Genomic DNA, 17,517 nt, shown 5'->3' with positions numbered 1-17,517 from the left:
TTGCAAATAACGGACAAAAAACCAAAATATCCGATGGGAGTTTTATTATTCACGACGAAAAGTTATATTTGCTTAAATCAATACCCCAATGCTAAAACGTTTTTTTTTATTTTTTTGTATAACTACAATTGTTCTATCAACTTCTTGTATAACTAATAAAGATGTTGTTTACTTACAAGAAAAGGAAGGTGCCGACAATACAGAGGCTCTTCTGAATGAAATATCTAAACCTTACAGAGTTCAAGTTAGTGATATATTAAGTATTAATGTTAAAGCTTTAGATAAGGAACTTGTTGATATATTTAATCCACTTGAAAGTTCAAATGGTTCTGCGCAAGGGGGAGGATTATATTTTAGCGGATTTACGGTTGACCTACATGGGAATATTGAGTTTCCTATTTTGGGAAAAATTAACGTTTTAGGATACACAATTGCTGAAATAAAAACTAAAGTTGAAAACGAACTTCTAAAACAATATTTTAAAGAAACAGCAGAAATATTTGTAACGGTTAAATTGGGCGGTTTAAAATATACCGTTACTGGAGAAGTTGGAGGTACCGGAATTTATACTTTATATCAAGATCGTGTTAATTTAATAGAGGCATTAGCAAATGCTGGCGATATATTGCAAACAGGTGATAGAAAAGATATTTTAATAGTTAGGCAATATCCTGAGGGTCAAAAAATTCATCATATTGATTTAACAGATATTAAAGCGATGCAATCGCCGTTCTATTATATACAGCCTAATGATATTATATTGGTAAAACCTTTAAAACGCAAAGTAATAGGAGCAGGACAAACAGCTTTTCAGAATTTAACCACTATAGCATCAATATTATCTGTATTAGTTTCAACTTATTTTTTAACAAAGAATCTTTAAGTTTATATGGAAGAAGAATTTGAAATATCAGAAGCACAATCACAACAACCTTCTTTTGATATTAAGGCTTTTTTGATTCGAGTTTTAAGTTATTGGAAACTCTTTATTTTATTTATAGGAATTGGTCTTTTTGTTGTTTATCAACAAAATATTAGAATGCAACAATCATACAGATTGTCTACCCAAATATCTATTGAGGAGGAATCGAACCCTCTTTTTACTTCTACTACAAGTTTAACCTTTAATTGGGGTGGCGTTTCTGGTAAAGTGCAAACCATGATGACCTCATTAAGATCTAGAACAATACACGAAAAAGTAGTAGAAAATCTTCAGTTTTATATAAGCTACTTAAAACAGGCAAGGTTTAGAAAGAATGATGTTTATTTAGATGCACCATTCAGGTTTAACATCACTCCTAATTCTTATCAATTACTTAATGTTCCAATAAAAATTACGTTTTTACAAGATGGAAAGTATGAATTGTCTATAAATTTCGAGTCGGAACTTGCTAGAAGACAAAACTTTACAAGTCATGAAAAAGCGAATTTGGATGTGTCTTTGGGTGAGTTTAAACAAGTGTTTAATTTAGGTGATACCATAGAGCTTCCATATATAAATGGCGTAATATATTTAGCCGAAAATAGAGTTGCTAAAACAAACGATGAATATTTTATACAATTTAGTGACTTTGATGCTGTAGTATCGAAATACAGAAGTAAATTAAGAATTGATAATCCTAGAAATTCGGCCATACTAAATTTGAGCATGGTTGATGTTAACAAAGGTAAAATTGTTGATTACTTAAACGAAACGGTAAAAGTTTTAAGTGAAGATCAATTAAATAGAAAAAATCAATTCGTAACTAATACTATAAAATTTATTGATGACCAATTAAGTCGCGTAAAGAATCAACTTAGCCTAAACGCAGATTCTTTAAATGATTATAGACAAAAAAACAGAATTTATAATTTAGATGATAAAAGTACTACGATTAACAGCAAACTATCAGATTTAGATTTAAATAAAGATAATATTAACAGAAAGTTAGCTTATTATTCTAGTTTAAAAAACTACTTAATAACTAGTAATAATTTTACAGATGTGCCTGCACCTGCAGTTACTGGTATTGATGAAGGAAATATTTTAGCAAATGTATCTCGAATAAACGCTTTATCAGTTCAAAAATCCAAATATGGCTCAACAGTTAGAAAAGACGCCACAATTTTTGCAGATTTAAATAGACAAATAGAAGGACTCAAAGAAGTATTACTAGAAAATATAAGTTCGGTAACCAAGGAGTTAAATAGAGAATTACAAACCATAAACAATAAAATAGCAATTGAAGATGCCAAAATTAGAAAACTCCCTGAGGCTCAACAGAAATTATTTGACATACAAAGACAATATTCTTTAAGTGAAAAAACTTACAATGTTTTTTTAGCCAAACGCGGTGAAGCAGATATCATTAAATCAGCGAGTGTTTCAGATATTTTGGTTATTGATCCAGCAAAAGATACTGGGGCGACTCCAATCGATTTAAAATTAAGCTCTCGATATTTATTTGCCATAATTGGTGGATTACTGCCACCGTTGTTACTTGCCTTTTTATTAACTTTTTTAGATAATAAATTACATAACCCACAAGTGTTAGAGAATTTATCAAGCATTCCTCTTTTAGGCGTTGTTGGTAAAAGTAATTTAGAGAATAATTTAGCAGTACATTTAAAACCAAAATCTACAATAGCCGAAGCGTTTCGTTCTATCAGGTCTAGTTTGCAATACTTTTATAAAAAACACAATTTAGAAGGCACAAAAACAGTTATGGTAACATCATCTGTAAGTGGTGAAGGAAAAACGTTTTGTTCAATTAACATTGCAACTGTATTTGCAATGAGTGGTAAAAAGACTGTACTTGTAGGTCTAGACTTAAGAAAACCAAAAATTTTCGACGACTTCGAGATTAAAAATGACATAGGTGTAGTTAACTATTTAATAGGTCAAAAAGAAGTTGTGGAAGTTGTACAGAAAACTAAAGTACCCAATTTAGATGTAATAACATCTGGTCCTGTCCCTCCAAACCCTTCTGAATTATTAATTGGTGAAAGAATGGATTTTCTTATAGATGAATTGAAAAAGACTTATAATTATATAGTTCTCGATACACCACCAATAGGCCTCGTTGCTGATGCTTTTGAACTTACAGAATATTCAGATGCAACGGTATATGTTGTGAGGCAAGATTACACGAAAAAAGGGATGATAAATCTAATAAATACCAAGTACAATAAAGGTGAAATTAAAAACTTAAGTTTCATCTATAACGATTATAACCAAAAGGGTAAATATGGATATGGTTATGGCTACGGATATGGTTATGGCTATGGTTATGGAAGTTACGGTAACGGTTATAACGATGACGATACTTCTAAAAAAACTATTGTTAACAAAATAAAATCTTTTTTTAAAAAATAAAAACAAAAAATAAATTGGCTAATAATAAAGAACATTGGCTTTACGTCATTTCTCCAAATCAAAAGTTAATTGATTTAAATTTAAGAGAAGTTTGGCATTACCGAGACTTGTTAATATTATTTGTAAAACGTAATATAATTACTGTTTACAAACAAACAATTCTAGGGCCATTATGGTATTTTATTCAACCACTTTTTACTTCAGTTATATTTACGTTGATATTTAATAACATGGCGAATATTCCAACTGGCGAAGGAGTTCCTGCTTTTTTGTTTAATCTGGCTGGAATTACGTCTTGGAATTATTTCAAAGAATGCTTAAATGGAACTAGTGATACTTTTCGACAAAACCAAGGTATGTTTGGTAAAGTATATTTTCCAAGAGTTATAGTGCCGTTGTCTGTTGTATTTACTAATCTGGTTAAGTACGGAATACAAATGCTAGTATTTATAGGGTTCTATATTTATTACGTGTTTTTTACGGATAAAGCTGAAAATACAAGCTTGCAAAGTGCGGTTGTTTTAATGCCAGTTCTTATCTTATTTATGGCTTTCTTAGGTTTAGGTTTAGGCATGACAATTTCATCAATGACTACAAAATATAGAGACTTAAAATTTTTAATAAGCTTTGGTGTTCAATTACTCATGTATGGTTCTGCAGTTATGTATCCCTTGTCTTATTTTAAACAAAAACTCCCCAATCTATCGTGGTTAGTTGAATATAATCCAATGACAACCATTATTGAAGCCTTTAGATATATGACTCTTGGAGTTGGAGAATACACAATAACAAGCATGGTTTATGCGGGAATTATAAGCTTTGTTTTGTTTATTATTGGTTTGATAATTTTTAATAGAACCGAAAAAAGTTTTATAGATACTGTTTAATGAAAAAGGATGTTATTTTAAAAGTAGAAAATCTTTCTAAGCAATATCGATTAGGTTTGGTTGGTACTGGCACCTTAGGGCATGACTTAAATAGATGGTGGTACAGAATTAGAGGTAAAGAAGATCCGTATCTTAAAATAGGAGATAGTAATGATAGAAGTACGAAAGGCGATTCTCAATATGTTTGGGCTTTAAAAAATATTAATTTTGATGTACAACGAGGAGAAGTTTTAGGTATTATTGGTAAAAATGGAGCAGGAAAATCAACCTTATTGAAAATACTATCGAAAGTTACCGGACCGTCCATAGGAGAGATTAAAACTAAAGGACGAATAGCCTCACTACTAGAAGTTGGAACTGGATTTCATCCAGAAATGACAGGAAAAGAAAATGTGTTTTTAAACGGTGCCATTTTAGGAATGACTAAAAAAGAAATTCAATCTAAATTGAATGAAATTATTGAGTTTTCTGGATGCGAAAGATATATAGATACTCCTGTGAAGCGTTATTCTTCAGGAATGACCGTACGTTTGGCATTTGCCGTTGCCGCTCATTTAGATCCAGATATTTTAGTGATAGATGAGGTTCTTGCAGTAGGCGATGCCGAATTCCAAAAAAAGGCTATAGGGAAAATGCAGGATATAAGTCATAGCGAAGGCAGAACAGTATTATTTGTAAGCCATAATATGGCTGCTGTTAAAAGCCTTTGTACTAAAGCTATAGTTTTGCAGCATGGAACTAAAGTGTTTGAAGGAGATACTCATGAAGCCGTAGATTTTTATCTGAAGAATGACATGTCTAACAATACTGCAAAATATGTCAATGAAAATTCAGAGAAAGATTCAGACATTTTAGAAATATCAGTGTTAGATTCTCAATCAGAATTGTGTAGTGTTTTCGCGTTTGATGATACAATTCGATTAAAAGTAAAATTTAAAGTATCACAAGAAAAACTAAATTTTGATCCGATTATCGGACTAAAAATCATTGATCAACAGGAGCGAAGTATTTTTACAACGCAAAAATATTTATCAGAATTAAACATAGATAACAGCCTAAATAATAGTGTAATTATTGAGCTGCCAAATAGTTTTCTAGTACCTAGTAATTATAGTATAAATTTAGGTTTTCACATAAAAAATAGAGAGCAAATTACGGCTCTTAAAAAAATAGTTTCATTTACTATTGAAGAAACAGGTACTGATTTTAGTAGTTATTCTACAAAAGATTATGGTTGTGTTATTGTAGATTGTAATTGGAGTAAAGATTTATGAAAATCCTACTATTTAATGATACAAGAATAGAAACCAACCCCGGGTGTCACGCTACTGTCACAGAATTAGCTAATTTTATTACCAATTGTATTCCTAGCGCTAAAATTAATTTCAAACCATTAGGTTTAGAATATGATATATTTCCAAAAGGCTTATATAAAGAAGGCAATATTCTTTTACAGAATAAGTATTTATCTAAACTTCTTTTAAAGTTTTATCTAGTTACTAGCAAAAAGGTATTAGATGCTAATTTATGGAAGAAAAATGCACTAAACAACTTATCTCAAGCGACTATTGAGTCTATTAATAATTCGGATTTAATAGTGATTAATATGGAAGGAACAATCCATCACAATTCAACGGGTGGATTTGTTTTATTGGCTATTGCTTATTATTCTAAACTTGCGGGTAAGCAAGTAGCTATGGTAAATGGCAGTTATCAAGATTTTGATTTAGGCATTACTAAAATAGTATTAGAAAATATCGATTACATAGCAGTCAGAGAGCCATCATCTTTAAAATATTTACAAGATAATGGCTTAAAAGTGTCACTAATACCAGATTTTGCATTTCGAGCTCAAATCAATTCAAAAAGAATTCCAGAGACTCCAAAATTTATAAACTTAAATAAAATTAAGAGAAAATGCTTGTATTCTGTAGGTGTATTAGGCGTTTATCCTAATCAAAAAAATGGTATTTATTGGGAAACTATCAAGAAACAAATTGAAGATATAAAAGATCTAGGTTACACACCCTATTATCTTAAAATTGAAGAAAAAGAAACTCAAATAGCTTCAAAATTACAAAATTTAGGAGTCGAAATATTTTCATTTGAAGATGATATATATTTTGAGAATATTGGAAATTTATTGCAAAAATTTGATTTGCTAATAACTGGGAGATATCATATTGGGATTTTTGGATTAATGAATTATATACCAACGTATTTTTTAAAATCAAATACATATAAGATTGAAGGTTTGCTGAATATGCTTCAATTAGAAAATCGGATGATTGCAGATAACGATATTAAAAAGGTGAATTTGTCGAAATTAGATATGGCTTATAACCTGCCTAAAAATGAAGATTTTGAAACTTTTAAACTTTTTTTAAATAAATCTAAAACTTCAAATAATTGAGTTTTAATAATAAAATTAAAAATTTCCTATTCTGTCAATATACCACTATTGACGACTATTTTCCAATTACAAAAGCTCATTTTTTTAAATTTTTGATAGATAAGGTTACTGGAATTTCATTCTACAAGAAAAAAGAAATACATGTTAATTTCATAATTACTTCAAAAGCAGAAATTAGAGTCTTTGCTCCAATTTTAAATTATGTTATAGATAACAGTATTAAATTAAATTGCAATCTCTTATATGCTAAAAATGATTTAAATTTCGATATATTACTTGAAAATAAAATTAAAAATTCTGAGCATGTTACGATTCAAAGTTCACCTTTTTATCTTTTAAATTATTCTCATAGTGTAAATTTAATTTGTTTAGATCATCAAAAATATAACAAAGCACATAAAATAGGGATTAATATTATAGAATCTATAAATAAGAAGAATTCTAAAACTGTTTGTATTCAACATGGAGGTAATCAAGACGATTATGTAAAAGGACAGCTTACATCAAAATCAATTAATCAAATAGTTTTTGGTGAAATAATATATAATAGGTTTATAGAGGCTGGATATCATAAAAATCATGTTTTTTTAACTGGTAACCCCTTACACGATAAATTAGTTAAAACTAAACAAAACCTGAATTTAAATGATTCTAGGAAGATAATTTCTTTAATAACGTGCATGCATACCGAGTACGATAAAAAAAGCAACCCTAAAGCATGTTATATTGAATATTTAAAAAACATTTACCAAAGCATTAATTTTGAAGATAGTATACTGGTAATAAAAATGCATCCTTATGATTCCTTAACAGATAATCTGTATGAACGTGTGATGCTGGAATTGAAAATAACTACGGATGATATAAAAATAGTTCACGCAGATAATTTAGAATATTCAGTATATGATATTATATCCGTTTCAGACTTAGTGTTAAGTAGGGCTTCTACAATTATTGAAGAGGCTTTAATGCTTAAAAAAAATGTAATTGCGTATGATTTATTTGAAGATGGAAGTAGTATGTATTACGATTTTTTATTAAAATACAGGTCTTATAATAAAATAATTAGCAATGCTGAACAATTAGCTTCTGTTATTAAAAAAAATATCAAAAAACCCTTGTATAATGAAAATGATATTGATGAATTAATAAAAAATTCAACTTATAAATTAGATGGTAAATCTACCTCTAGAATAATTGATGCCATAAGAGTTATATCAAGAACACAATAGAATTGATTGAAGATGTTACTTTCCATTATAACGATAAATTACAACGATAAATTAGGATTTGAACGCACATTGAATAGTGTAAAGAATCAATCGTACAACAATTTTGAGCATATCATCATAGATGGTGGTTCTAGTGATGGTAGTAAAGAATATATTGAGGAAAACAGTGCAAACTTTAGTTATTGGGTAAGCGAACCAGATAAAGGTATTTACAATGCCATGAACAAGGGAATAAAAGTAGCAAAAGGAGACTACTTATATTTTTTAAACAGTGGAGATCATCTTAATGATAGCAATGCAATAAACAAAGCTTGTCAGCATTTAAAAGGTGAGGATGTTGTTTATTTTGATATTCAGGTAATAGGAGAAAATAAAACGCACGTTAAAAAATGCCCTAAAGAATTAACGTTTAAATTTTTACATGAAAATTTACCCGCACATCAAGCTACCTTCATTAAAAAGGAATTATTTAATGAATTTGGGTTTTATGACGAGAATTTAAAAATAGTATCCGATTGGAAGTTTTTAATTCTGGCTATTTGTAAACAAAACGCAACTTATAAATATGTTGAAGAAACATTTTCAACCTATTATAGTGATGGATTAAGTTCTTTGATAGAAAATCAAGCTCTTGTAAAAGCTGAAAGAGAACAAGTTTTAAATGAAGAATTTAAGCCCTTTATGAACGATTTAAAAAATCGTTATGTTTTAGAAAGAACAATAAGAACCTTACGAAAATCAAGAACTATTAAACTATTAACTAAACTTGGTTTAATTCATGAATTTTGAAACATTTAGTATTAAGCAATAACAAGTTATGAAATTTACAGTTTCCGTTATTATACCTGTTTTCAATGCAGAAAATTTTGTTGAAAAGGCGATAAAATCAGCGCTACAACAAGCTGAAGTATTGGAGGTTATTGTTGTTAATGATGGGAGTACAGATAAAACCTTAGATGTAATTACTCAAATTCAAAGTAATGAATCTAGAGTTAAAATTTATCATCATGAAAATCAAGAAAACAAAGGAAGGTCGGCAAGTAGAAATCTTGGAATTACCAAGGCAATTGGAAATTATGTTGCATTTTTAGATGCAGACGACTATTTTTTAGCTAATAGGTTTAAAAACGATAAATCTATTTTTGAAGCTGATTTAAAAACACATGGTGTTTATAATGCCATAGGTGCTCATTTTTATCGTAAAAGTAATCTTGAAGAAGAAAAAAAATTAAAATTAACCACAGTAAACCAAATTATAAAACCTCAAGAACTTTTTGAAGATTTACTTTTTTACAGAAAAGGACATTTTTCTATTGATGGGTTGACTATAAAACGATCTATATTTGATTCTTGCGGAGTATTCAATGAAACGCTAGCAGTTTCTGAGGATACTGAGTTGATATATAGAATGGCTTTAAAATGCCATTTAAAAACAGGAATTATAAATAAACCTGTAGCCATGAGAGGTGTTCATGATTCAAATGTTTTTAATGATGATAATTTATATGAAGAATCAAGACTGAAAGTATTAGAATCGCTTTTTTTTTGGTCTTATAAAAATAAAATTCAGTTGGTTAAAATTGATCATTTCCTAAATGTTTTATGGATTTTTAAATATCAACAGTCAAAAAATATATTAAAGAACATAGGGTATTGGTTCTGGTTATTTTTCAAAACTCCTAAGTTTTTATTAACAAAGCTCGGAGTAAAATACTTTCCAGTAGTTAGGCTTAGACAGAAACTTTTCCCATTTTTGTATAAACATTAATATTATGAACTTTTCACCCATTGTGCTTTTTGCTTACAATAGGCCAACACATACTCAAATAACGTTGGATGCTTTAGCTGCAAATCCAGAGGCCATAAAGAGTGAATTGTTTATTTTTTGCGATGGCCCCAAAACTAATATTACTGATGATGAGTTAGAAAATATCAATCAGGTCATTGCTATTGCAAATTCAGAAAAAAGATTCAAAAAGGTTGAGGTAAGGGCGGCTCGTTCTAACAAAGGTTTGGCCAATTCAATTATTGATGGCGTAACAGAAATAGTTGAAGAATACGGAACTATTATCGTTTTAGAGGATGATATTGAAACCTCTTCAGGATTTTTAAAATATATGAATGATGCTTTAAACACGTATAGATATAACGAAAGTGTTATGCATATTTCTGGCTATATGTATCCTAATACTCAAAAATTACCAGAAACGTTTTTTTATAATGTCCCACTATGCTGGGGTTGGGCAACTTGGAGTCGTGCATGGAAACATTTTAATAACGAAGGTATTTATCTTTGGAACCAATTAAAAAAGAAACATTTACTCAGTAGTTTAGATAAGTTTGGTAGCGATTACTTAAGTAGTCAATTGGCAGATAACATTACCGGAAAGCTTCATACTTGGTTTATAAAATGGCATGCTTCGGTATTGCTTCAAAACGGATATACTTTATACCCTAAACAATCTCTCGTTCAAAATTTCGGATTTGATAATACAGGAGAGCATAATGGTGTGCACACAGAATTTAATCATAACAATTTGATTCATGCAATAGATGTAAATCCTGTTGAATTGGTTGAAAATAAAGATGCTGAATTAATAATAACCAATTTTTATAAATCTGTAAAAGAAAAACCTAAGTCTAAAAGTATTAAGAGAACAATTAAGTATAAACTTAGGAAGTTGTCTTTTTTAGTTTTTCCTGAATTGAAAAAGGTGCTAAAGTATAATCAAAACATTGTTATGTCTAAAACGTATTTAGGTAAACATTGTAAAATTTATCCGCCTTCTAGACTTTCCAATACTCTAATTGGCAATTACACTTATGTTTCAGGAAATTCGGTTATCAATAACACTATAATTGGAAAATTCTGTTCTATTGGAGCCAATTTTATGGCTGGTCGAGGATTACACCCAACAAATGGGGTTTCAACCCATCCCATGTTTTACTCTACTGCAAAACAAAATGGTGTATCAATAAGTACAGTTAATAAAATTGAAGAGTTTAACCCAATTACCATTGGAAATGATGTTTTTATTGGAATGAATGTTACAGTTTTAGATGGTGTTACAATTGGAGATGGCGCTATTATTGGGGCCGGTGCTGTAGTTTCAAAAGACATTCCAGCATATGCCATAGCAGTAGGAAATCCAATTGAAATAAAAAAATATAGATTTTCCGATGACATCATTCAGAAGCTATTAAATATAAAATGGTGGAATTTTAATGACCATGATTTGGCAATTGTGGAAAAGAATTTTTTTAAAATAGAAGATTTTATTAAAGCAACTGAAAACAAAAATAGAAGCTAATTTAGTATTATTTGAAACCTAAAATATCCATAATAACTGTTAATTATAACAATCTTGAAGGTTTAAAGAAAACCGTTGAGAGTGTTAAAAATCAATCATTTACAGATTTTGAATATTTAATTATAGATGGCGCCTCTTCCGATGGAAGCGCCAGTTTTATTGAAGAAAATGAAACTCTTTTTGATTATTGGGTTAGCGAGCCAGATAGCGGGGTGTATCAAGCCATGAACAAAGGCATTGAAAAAGCAAATGGCGAATATTTGTTGTTTTTAAATAGTGGCGATCATTTTGTTGACCAAAAAGCCGTAGAGAGATATCATCATAACATTCAAGATTTTGATCTCATTTATTTCGATTTAAAAGTTTTTGAAAACAATAAACCATTCGTTAAATCATATCCAGACGAACTTTCTTTTTCATATTTTGTTGAAGATACTTTACCACATCCGGCAACATTTATTAAGAGAGAGGCGTTCTTAAAAACAAATGTGTATAAAGAAGATTTTAAAATAGTATCCGATTGGAAGTTCTTTATCGATGCCGTATGTAAATATAATTTAAGCTATAAGAGAATCGCCGAAACCTTATCAGTTTTTTACATTGGTGGGCTAAGTTCAAACCCAAAAAATCAAAGTATTAAATTTAAAGAAAAAGAAAGTGTACTTTATGGTGATTACGGCATTTATATGAACGACATCCAAGAGGTAGTTACTTATAAAAAAATACTAAATAATTTAAGACAATCAAGAATTATTAGTCTCATGGTAAAACTAGGGGTTCTAAATAAATTTTAATAATGAGTAAGTTGGTTTCCATAATCGTTCCTTGTTATAATCATGCTGAATTTCTGGATGAAGCATTGCAATCAGTTTTGAATCAGACTTATGAAAATTGGGAATGTATAGTGGTTAATGATGGTAGCCCCGATAACACTAAAGAAGTGGCTACAAAGTGGTTTGAAAGAGATAAAAGATTTCAATATTTAGAAAAGAAAAATGGTGGTTTAAGTAATGCGAGAAATGCTGGAATAGCCATGAGTAAAGGTGAATATATTTTGCCTCTAGATGCCGATGATATTTTAGATGAATCTTTTCTTAGTATAATGGTGCCAGAATTAAATCAAGACCAGACATTAGCCATAGCATCCTGTTATAGTAAGTTTTTTTACAAGCATAAAGAAAATATAATTCATGAGTTAAAACCAGTTGGGACAACCTATCATGCCTTACTTTTTGAGAATAGCTTAATAGCAACTTCTCTATATAGAAAAATATGTTGGGAAGAAGTTGGCGGATACGATGAGAACATGAAAAATGGATTTGAAGATTGGGAATTTTGGATTGCCATTACAAAATCTGGATGGACATATAAGGTAGTTGAAGAGTTTTTATTTTACTATAGAAAACAAAAGCAATCCATGTTAATAGACACGCTTGAAAATCATAGAGTTTCAAATATGGCATATGTTTTTAATAAGCATAAAGAAGTTTATTTAAAGCATCATGATAACACCATCGATTACTTGTTGTATTTATTGAAAAATAATGAAGAGTCCGCTTCAAAATTGAAAAATTCAAATACTTATAAAATTGCAAAACTTATTTCAAAGCCTTTAAATCTATTTAAGAAGTAATATGATTTCAGTAGTTATCAGAAATAAAAATCAAGAAGAAGCACTTTCATTTTTGCTTAAAAATTTAACTGAACGCTATTTAGATGATATTGGTGAAATTATAGTAATTGATAATCTGTCTTCAGATAACAGTGAAGCCATAACAAAAAAATACAAAGCCAAATTTGTTACTATTAAAGAGTTTAGTTATGGTGGGAGTGCAAACTTTGCGGCGCAACAAACCCAGTTTCCAATAGTCGTTATTTTTAGTGCGCATTCATATCCTGTGAGTCATGATTTTTTTAAATTAATCAAACAAAAATTTGATGAAAATTCGAATTTGGCAGGTTTAAGGTGTTTGCATAACCCTAACGATTATAGAAATTACATTAACAAAATTCAGGCATCGGAGGACCCAAATAAATCAGGATTAATTTTTTCAGGTTCAGCATTTAGCAGAACTGTATGGGAAAAACATCCATTTAGAGAAGATGTGGCCACTTTTGAAGATAAAGAATGGACCAAACGTGTTTTAAATGCTGGATATGATATTGATTTTGTTCCAGCTATATTTTGTTATCAAATAAATAGAACAAAAGAACAAACCTATTTTAGGTTTAAAAACGACCTGGTTGGTAATTATCAGCTTTGGCACGAGGATGTGAAATTTTCAAGTGCTTTAAAAGGTTTTGTTATGTCAATTATCAGATTGATAAAAAACTTTTTTATAGATATTTGGTACATTATTAAGCGATTTGTACATCAAATAAAATTTATATTTAATAAGCCCGAAAAATTTTGAGTGATAAGGTTTCTGTAATCATACCATGCTATAATCAGGCCCAATATTTGGAAGAAACATTAGTTTCTGTAAAGAATCAAACACATTCCAATTGGGAATGTATTATTGTAAATGATGGGAGTACAGATGATTCTGAAGATATCGCTAAAAGATGGAGCCAATTAGATTCAAGATTTATCTATTTAGTTAAGGAAAATGGCGGATTAAGTAGTGCTAGAAATTTTGGGTTAAAGCATGCAAATGGAGAGTTTGTTCAGCTTCTCGACTCAGATGATTTGATAAAACCTGATAAATTCACAGCGCAATTAAAAGATTTAGAAGAGAGTGATATTAGTATTTCTGATTATTTCTCGTTTATTGATGGTACTAATGAACCAGCAAAACATCGATATTTATCGCCGTTTTTGTCGGAAGACAATTATAAAAAAGAAATTATTTTAGATTGGGAATACAGAAAATCTATACCTTGCCATTCAGTATTATTTAATAGAAAACTAATTACAGAAAATAACCTAAGTTTTAACGAAAGCCTGCCTAACCATGAAGATTGGGTGTTTTGGGTGCAATTATTTTATTATTCAAAATCTATTAAGAACAACAAAAATAAATTTGCATTATATCGCATTCATAAGCGTTCTATGAGTAGCGATTTTAAGTTAATGAAAAAGGGGTTTTTACAAGCAGCAAAACTCTTGCAATTGTTTTTTAAAGCCGAAAACAACAAGGTTTTATGCGATTGCACAAAAGAAAAATATAAAGAAATTTACGAGAAGAATAGAGTGCCTTTTTTTAAAAAAATGAAGTCTAGAATCTATTCTAAACTCGTTCATTGTTACAGATATGTCAGAAAAAATTAAGCCAATAGCCATACATCTTCCGCAGTTTCATCCCATACCAGAAAACGATGCATGGTGGGGTAAAGGGTTTACCGAATGGACCAATGTAACTAAAACAACACCAAGGTTTGAGGGGCATTACCAGCCGCATTTACCGGCAGATTTAGGGTTTTATGATTTACGTTTAGAAGAAGCAAGATTAGCTCAAGAAGCATTGGCTAAGGCATATGGTATTCATGGTTTTTGTTATTATCATTACTGGTTTAACGGCAAGAAAATGCTATTTGAGCCATTAGATAGAAAACTAAAAAACCCAAAAGAAGATTTACCATTCATGATGTGTTGGGCAAACGAAGATTGGACTAGAGCTTGGGAAGCTTCAGAGAATAAAGTGTTATTAAAGCAAGATTATGGTTTTGAAGATGACGTAAACCACATCAAGCATCTTATCAATTATTTTAAAGATTCACGATACATAAAAGTAGATGATAAACCGGTGTTTATAGTATATCGCCCTGAATTGTTTCCAAATATTAAAAAAACCATAGAAATCTGGCGAGATGAGGCTCAAAAGGCAGGTTTAACAGGGTTGTATTTAGGTTATGCTCAAAAATCGAAGCTTGAGTTTTTAACTGCTGGATTTGATTTTGCATTCCAATTTCAACCTAACTTTGGCAAAGTTCCGAAGCCTATTGGCAATCATACAATAAAAAGAATAAAACGAAAAGTGTTGGAGAAAATGGGAATACAAGAGAATCAACAATCTTCGGTGTATGATTACGAATCTTATGCTAAACTTCAAAATTCTGAAGGATTTACGGCACCTATTTATCCAGGGATTACGCCTATGTGGGACAATTCAGCTAGAAAAGATAAGGCCTTTGTGTTACACGATTCAACTCCTAAAAAATATGAAAACTGGTTGCGTTTTATTAAAGAAAAATACCCTTGGAACAAGGTGCCTGAAAATTTTGTATTTATCAACGCTTGGAATGAATGGGCAGAAGGAAATCACCTAGAACCTTGTCAAAAATGGGGAACAAGCTATTTGGAAGTCACGAAAGAAGTTTTTAAATAATGTCTAAAGTCACGGTTAGTATTTTTATGCTTACTTATAACCAAGAGCAATATATTGCTCAGGCTATAGAGAGTATTTTAATGCAAAAAACTAACTTTAATTTTCAATTGGTAATTGGTGAGGATTGCAGTACAGACACCACTAGAAATATTTGCGAAACTTATGCCGATAGTCATCCAGAAAAGGTAAAATTATTACCTGATTTAGATAAGAATATAGGATTAATTAATAATTATATAAGAACTCTAAAAGCTTGCGATGGTAAATATATTGCCATTTGTGATGGTGATGATTATTGGATTGATGACTTAAAGCTGCAAAAGCAAGTCGATTTTTTAGAGTCGAATCCAGATTGTGTAATTGTTGGAACCAATTTCAAACGGCTTTATAGCAACGGAGAACTGGAAATCATAGAAAAGGAAAGAACTAAATCTAGTTATACTTTTGATGATTTAATTTTCGAAAATATGATTACCTCCGTAACGGTGATGTTTAAGAATCTTCAAAAGAACGAAAGAATTCCTGAATGGATAACTAAGTTTCCATATGGCGATTGGCCAACTTATTTATGGACAATTAAAAATAAAGGAAACATAAGATTTTTAAGCGATGTTACTGCTGTTTATAGAACAGATATTGGCATTTCAGCAGGTATTCGAAAACAACATAGTGTAACGGCTAAGGTCAATTTAAATATTGTAAAGTGTATTGCGGGCGATTCTAGTTTCTCAAATAAAAAGGAAGTGGTTCAAAAAAGTATACTTGAGCATAAAAAAGCACTAATTGCTTGTTATAACCGAGAAAAGCAATATTTTAAAGGCATAATTGTTTTTTTAAATACTATGTTAAAGAGTTTCAAGGTGCAATCCTTAACCAAATATTATTTGTATTCATTAAAACAATCTTTCAATAAAAAGATAGTATGATAACGGTTGTTTTAACAAATAGAAATCGAGATTTAAAATTAGTAAAGCGCTGTTTTACTTCACTAAATACTCAATCGAATAAACAATTTAAATTGGTAGTTGTTGACTATGGCTCTAAAACTGAAAATTTAGATGCATTAAAGAATCTAATTGAAGAATTTCCTAAGATAGAATTAATATGTTGTGATACTTCAATGCAATTATGGTGTAAGTCTAGAGCAATAAATATAGTGTTAAAATCATGTGAAACATCTCATTTCTTTGTTGGTGATATCGATATGATTTATCATTCAGACTTTATTGAAAACCTTTATCAGATTAACGAAAAGGCAGATGCAGTTTATTTTCAAGTTGGATTTTTAAGTGAAACGGAATCTCAGAATAATAAGAATTTTGATGATTACAAGATAAATTTCGAGTCTACTGAAGAAGCCACGGGAATGACTTTATATAACACAGAAGTATTAACGTCAATTAATGGGTACGACGAGTTTTATCATGGCTGGGGAAGTGAAGATACCGATGTGCATTTAAGACTAAAAAACGCCAATAAACGAGTGCTTTATTATAGCGATACAATTTTAATGTTGCACCAATGGCATCCTAAAAATTATAGAAGTAAGACTAGTAAAGAGCCATTTCACTCATATCTTGAAAAGATAAATCAAAAGTATTTGTATTATACAGAAGTCAGTAAAAAAGTAAAAGCGAATACTAATTTTGATTGGGGTATACATAACATTAACAACTCTAAGAACCTTAAAAATATTGATGTTGAATATAGGATAACTAATGAATTAGCAGACTTTAAAGGATTTGTAAATAATGTTCTGATGAACACAAAAGGTCAGGTTGTTTCGGTTACTATTAAAAATCATCAGGAATATAAATCATTAAAACAAGCTGCAAAAAAAGTTTTAGATAAAAAGACCTTAACCTTTATAGATTTGCAATCTGTTAACAACATGCTTTTAGAAACGTTGATTGTGAATTGTAGAAATTCGCCATATCAATATAGTTATGATAGAAAAGCACAGCATATTTCATTGATTATAAAATTGTAGT

Annotated in this window: 16 protein-coding genes; all 16 read left to right on the top strand. The window is 29.9% G+C overall.

Annotated elements, in window-relative coordinates:
* Window positions 1–88 precede the first annotated feature (88 nt).
* Genes O5O44_RS12300 through O5O44_RS12225 form a run of 16 tightly spaced genes read left to right on the top strand, consistent with a single transcriptional unit; the run spans window position 89 to window position 17,516 of the window.
* On the top strand, window positions 89–883 hold the full coding sequence (locus tag O5O44_RS12300) for a polysaccharide biosynthesis/export family protein (RefSeq protein WP_289194614.1): 795 nt from the start codon (window positions 89–91) through the stop codon (window positions 881–883).
* A 6-nt stretch (window positions 884–889) separates the two neighbouring features.
* Window positions 890–3,355, top strand: coding sequence for an exopolysaccharide transport family protein (locus O5O44_RS12295; RefSeq protein WP_289194613.1), 2,466 nt, complete (start codon window positions 890–892; stop codon window positions 3,353–3,355).
* 14 nt (window positions 3,356–3,369) lie between these two features.
* A complete protein-coding gene (locus O5O44_RS12290) occupies window positions 3,370–4,242 on the top strand; it encodes an ABC transporter permease (protein WP_289194612.1) in 873 nt (290 codons plus the stop codon).
* A complete protein-coding gene (locus O5O44_RS12285; protein WP_289194611.1) occupies window positions 4,242–5,516 on the top strand; it encodes an ABC transporter ATP-binding protein in 1,275 nt (424 codons plus the stop codon). The genes O5O44_RS12290 and O5O44_RS12285 overlap by 1 nt, the downstream gene beginning before the upstream one ends.
* Window positions 5,513–6,655 carry a polysaccharide pyruvyl transferase family protein gene (locus tag O5O44_RS12280; protein ID WP_289194610.1) on the top strand — a complete coding sequence of 381 codons (1,143 nt, stop codon included), beginning with the start codon at window positions 5,513–5,515 and terminating at the stop codon, window positions 6,653–6,655. Before O5O44_RS12285 ends, O5O44_RS12280 begins: the two co-directional genes overlap by 4 nt.
* On the top strand, window positions 6,652–7,887 hold the full coding sequence (locus O5O44_RS12275) for a UDP-N-acetylglucosamine 2-epimerase (RefSeq protein WP_289194609.1): 1,236 nt from the start codon (window positions 6,652–6,654) through the stop codon (window positions 7,885–7,887). The genes O5O44_RS12280 and O5O44_RS12275 overlap by 4 nt, the downstream gene beginning before the upstream one ends.
* Window positions 7,888–7,899: 12 nt before the next feature.
* Window positions 7,900–8,676, top strand: coding sequence for a glycosyltransferase family 2 protein (locus tag O5O44_RS12270; protein ID WP_289194608.1), 777 nt, complete (start codon window positions 7,900–7,902; stop codon window positions 8,674–8,676).
* A gap of 28 nt (window positions 8,677–8,704) precedes the next feature.
* Entirely contained in the window at window positions 8,705–9,655 is a 951-nt protein-coding gene (locus O5O44_RS12265; protein ID WP_289194607.1) for a glycosyltransferase family 2 protein, read from the top strand.
* A gap of 4 nt (window positions 9,656–9,659) precedes the next feature.
* On the top strand, window positions 9,660–11,198 hold the full coding sequence (locus O5O44_RS12260) for a DapH/DapD/GlmU-related protein (protein WP_289194606.1): 1,539 nt from the start codon (window positions 9,660–9,662) through the stop codon (window positions 11,196–11,198).
* 11 nt (window positions 11,199–11,209) lie between these two features.
* Entirely contained in the window at window positions 11,210–11,992 is a 783-nt protein-coding gene (locus tag O5O44_RS12255) for a glycosyltransferase family 2 protein (protein WP_289194605.1), read from the top strand.
* A gap of 2 nt (window positions 11,993–11,994) precedes the next feature.
* The gene (locus O5O44_RS12250; protein ID WP_289194604.1) at window positions 11,995–12,831 is read left to right on the top strand and encodes a glycosyltransferase family 2 protein; all 837 of its coding nucleotides are present in this window, start codon (window positions 11,995–11,997) and stop codon (window positions 12,829–12,831) included.
* A gap of 1 nt (window position 12,832) precedes the next feature.
* Complete coding sequence (locus tag O5O44_RS12245; protein ID WP_289194603.1) at window positions 12,833–13,612, top strand: glycosyltransferase family 2 protein; 780 nt, start codon at window positions 12,833–12,835, stop codon at window positions 13,610–13,612.
* A gap of 47 nt (window positions 13,613–13,659) precedes the next feature.
* Entirely contained in the window at window positions 13,660–14,469 is an 810-nt protein-coding gene (locus tag O5O44_RS12240; RefSeq protein ID WP_289194602.1) for a glycosyltransferase family 2 protein, read from the top strand.
* The gene (locus O5O44_RS12235) at window positions 14,453–15,526 is read left to right on the top strand and encodes a glycosyltransferase WbsX family protein (RefSeq protein WP_289194601.1); all 1,074 of its coding nucleotides are present in this window, start codon (window positions 14,453–14,455) and stop codon (window positions 15,524–15,526) included. Before O5O44_RS12240 ends, O5O44_RS12235 begins: the two co-directional genes overlap by 17 nt.
* Complete coding sequence (locus tag O5O44_RS12230; protein WP_289194600.1) at window positions 15,526–16,452, top strand: glycosyltransferase; 927 nt, start codon at window positions 15,526–15,528, stop codon at window positions 16,450–16,452. Before O5O44_RS12235 ends, O5O44_RS12230 begins: the two co-directional genes overlap by 1 nt.
* On the top strand, window positions 16,449–17,516 hold the full coding sequence (locus O5O44_RS12225) for a glycosyltransferase family 2 protein (RefSeq protein ID WP_289194599.1): 1,068 nt from the start codon (window positions 16,449–16,451) through the stop codon (window positions 17,514–17,516). Before O5O44_RS12230 ends, O5O44_RS12225 begins: the two co-directional genes overlap by 4 nt.
* Window position 17,517 lies beyond the last annotated feature (1 nt).

Source organism: Algibacter luteus, assembly GCF_030344935.1.
GTDB classification, from domain to species: Bacteria; Bacteroidota; Bacteroidia; order Flavobacteriales; family Flavobacteriaceae; genus Arenitalea; species Arenitalea lutea.
The sequence above is the reverse complement of the archived record's forward strand: the minus strand, read 5'-3'. Positions and strand labels throughout refer to the sequence as shown.

Coding starts and splice junctions, on each gene's coding strand:
- O5O44_RS12245 (WP_289194603.1), top strand. CDS start 12,833: ATGATTTCAGTAGTTATCAGAAATAAAAATCAAGAAGAAGCACTTTCA.
- O5O44_RS12230 (WP_289194600.1), top strand. CDS start 15,526: ATGTCTAAAGTCACGGTTAGTATTTTTATGCTTACTTATAACCAAGAG.
- O5O44_RS12265 (WP_289194607.1), top strand. CDS start 8,705: ATGAAATTTACAGTTTCCGTTATTATACCTGTTTTCAATGCAGAAAAT.
- O5O44_RS12280 (WP_289194610.1), top strand. CDS start 5,513: ATGAAAATCCTACTATTTAATGATACAAGAATAGAAACCAACCCCGGG.
- O5O44_RS12300 (WP_289194614.1), top strand. CDS start 89: ATGCTAAAACGTTTTTTTTTATTTTTTTGTATAACTACAATTGTTCTA.
- O5O44_RS12225 (WP_289194599.1), top strand. CDS start 16,449: ATGATAACGGTTGTTTTAACAAATAGAAATCGAGATTTAAAATTAGTA.
- O5O44_RS12260 (WP_289194606.1), top strand. CDS start 9,660: ATGAACTTTTCACCCATTGTGCTTTTTGCTTACAATAGGCCAACACAT.
- O5O44_RS12295 (WP_289194613.1), top strand. CDS start 890: ATGGAAGAAGAATTTGAAATATCAGAAGCACAATCACAACAACCTTCT.
- O5O44_RS12235 (WP_289194601.1), top strand. CDS start 14,453: ATGTCAGAAAAAATTAAGCCAATAGCCATACATCTTCCGCAGTTTCAT.
- O5O44_RS12270 (WP_289194608.1), top strand. CDS start 7,900: ATGTTACTTTCCATTATAACGATAAATTACAACGATAAATTAGGATTT.
- O5O44_RS12285 (WP_289194611.1), top strand. CDS start 4,242: ATGAAAAAGGATGTTATTTTAAAAGTAGAAAATCTTTCTAAGCAATAT.
- O5O44_RS12250 (WP_289194604.1), top strand. CDS start 11,995: ATGAGTAAGTTGGTTTCCATAATCGTTCCTTGTTATAATCATGCTGAA.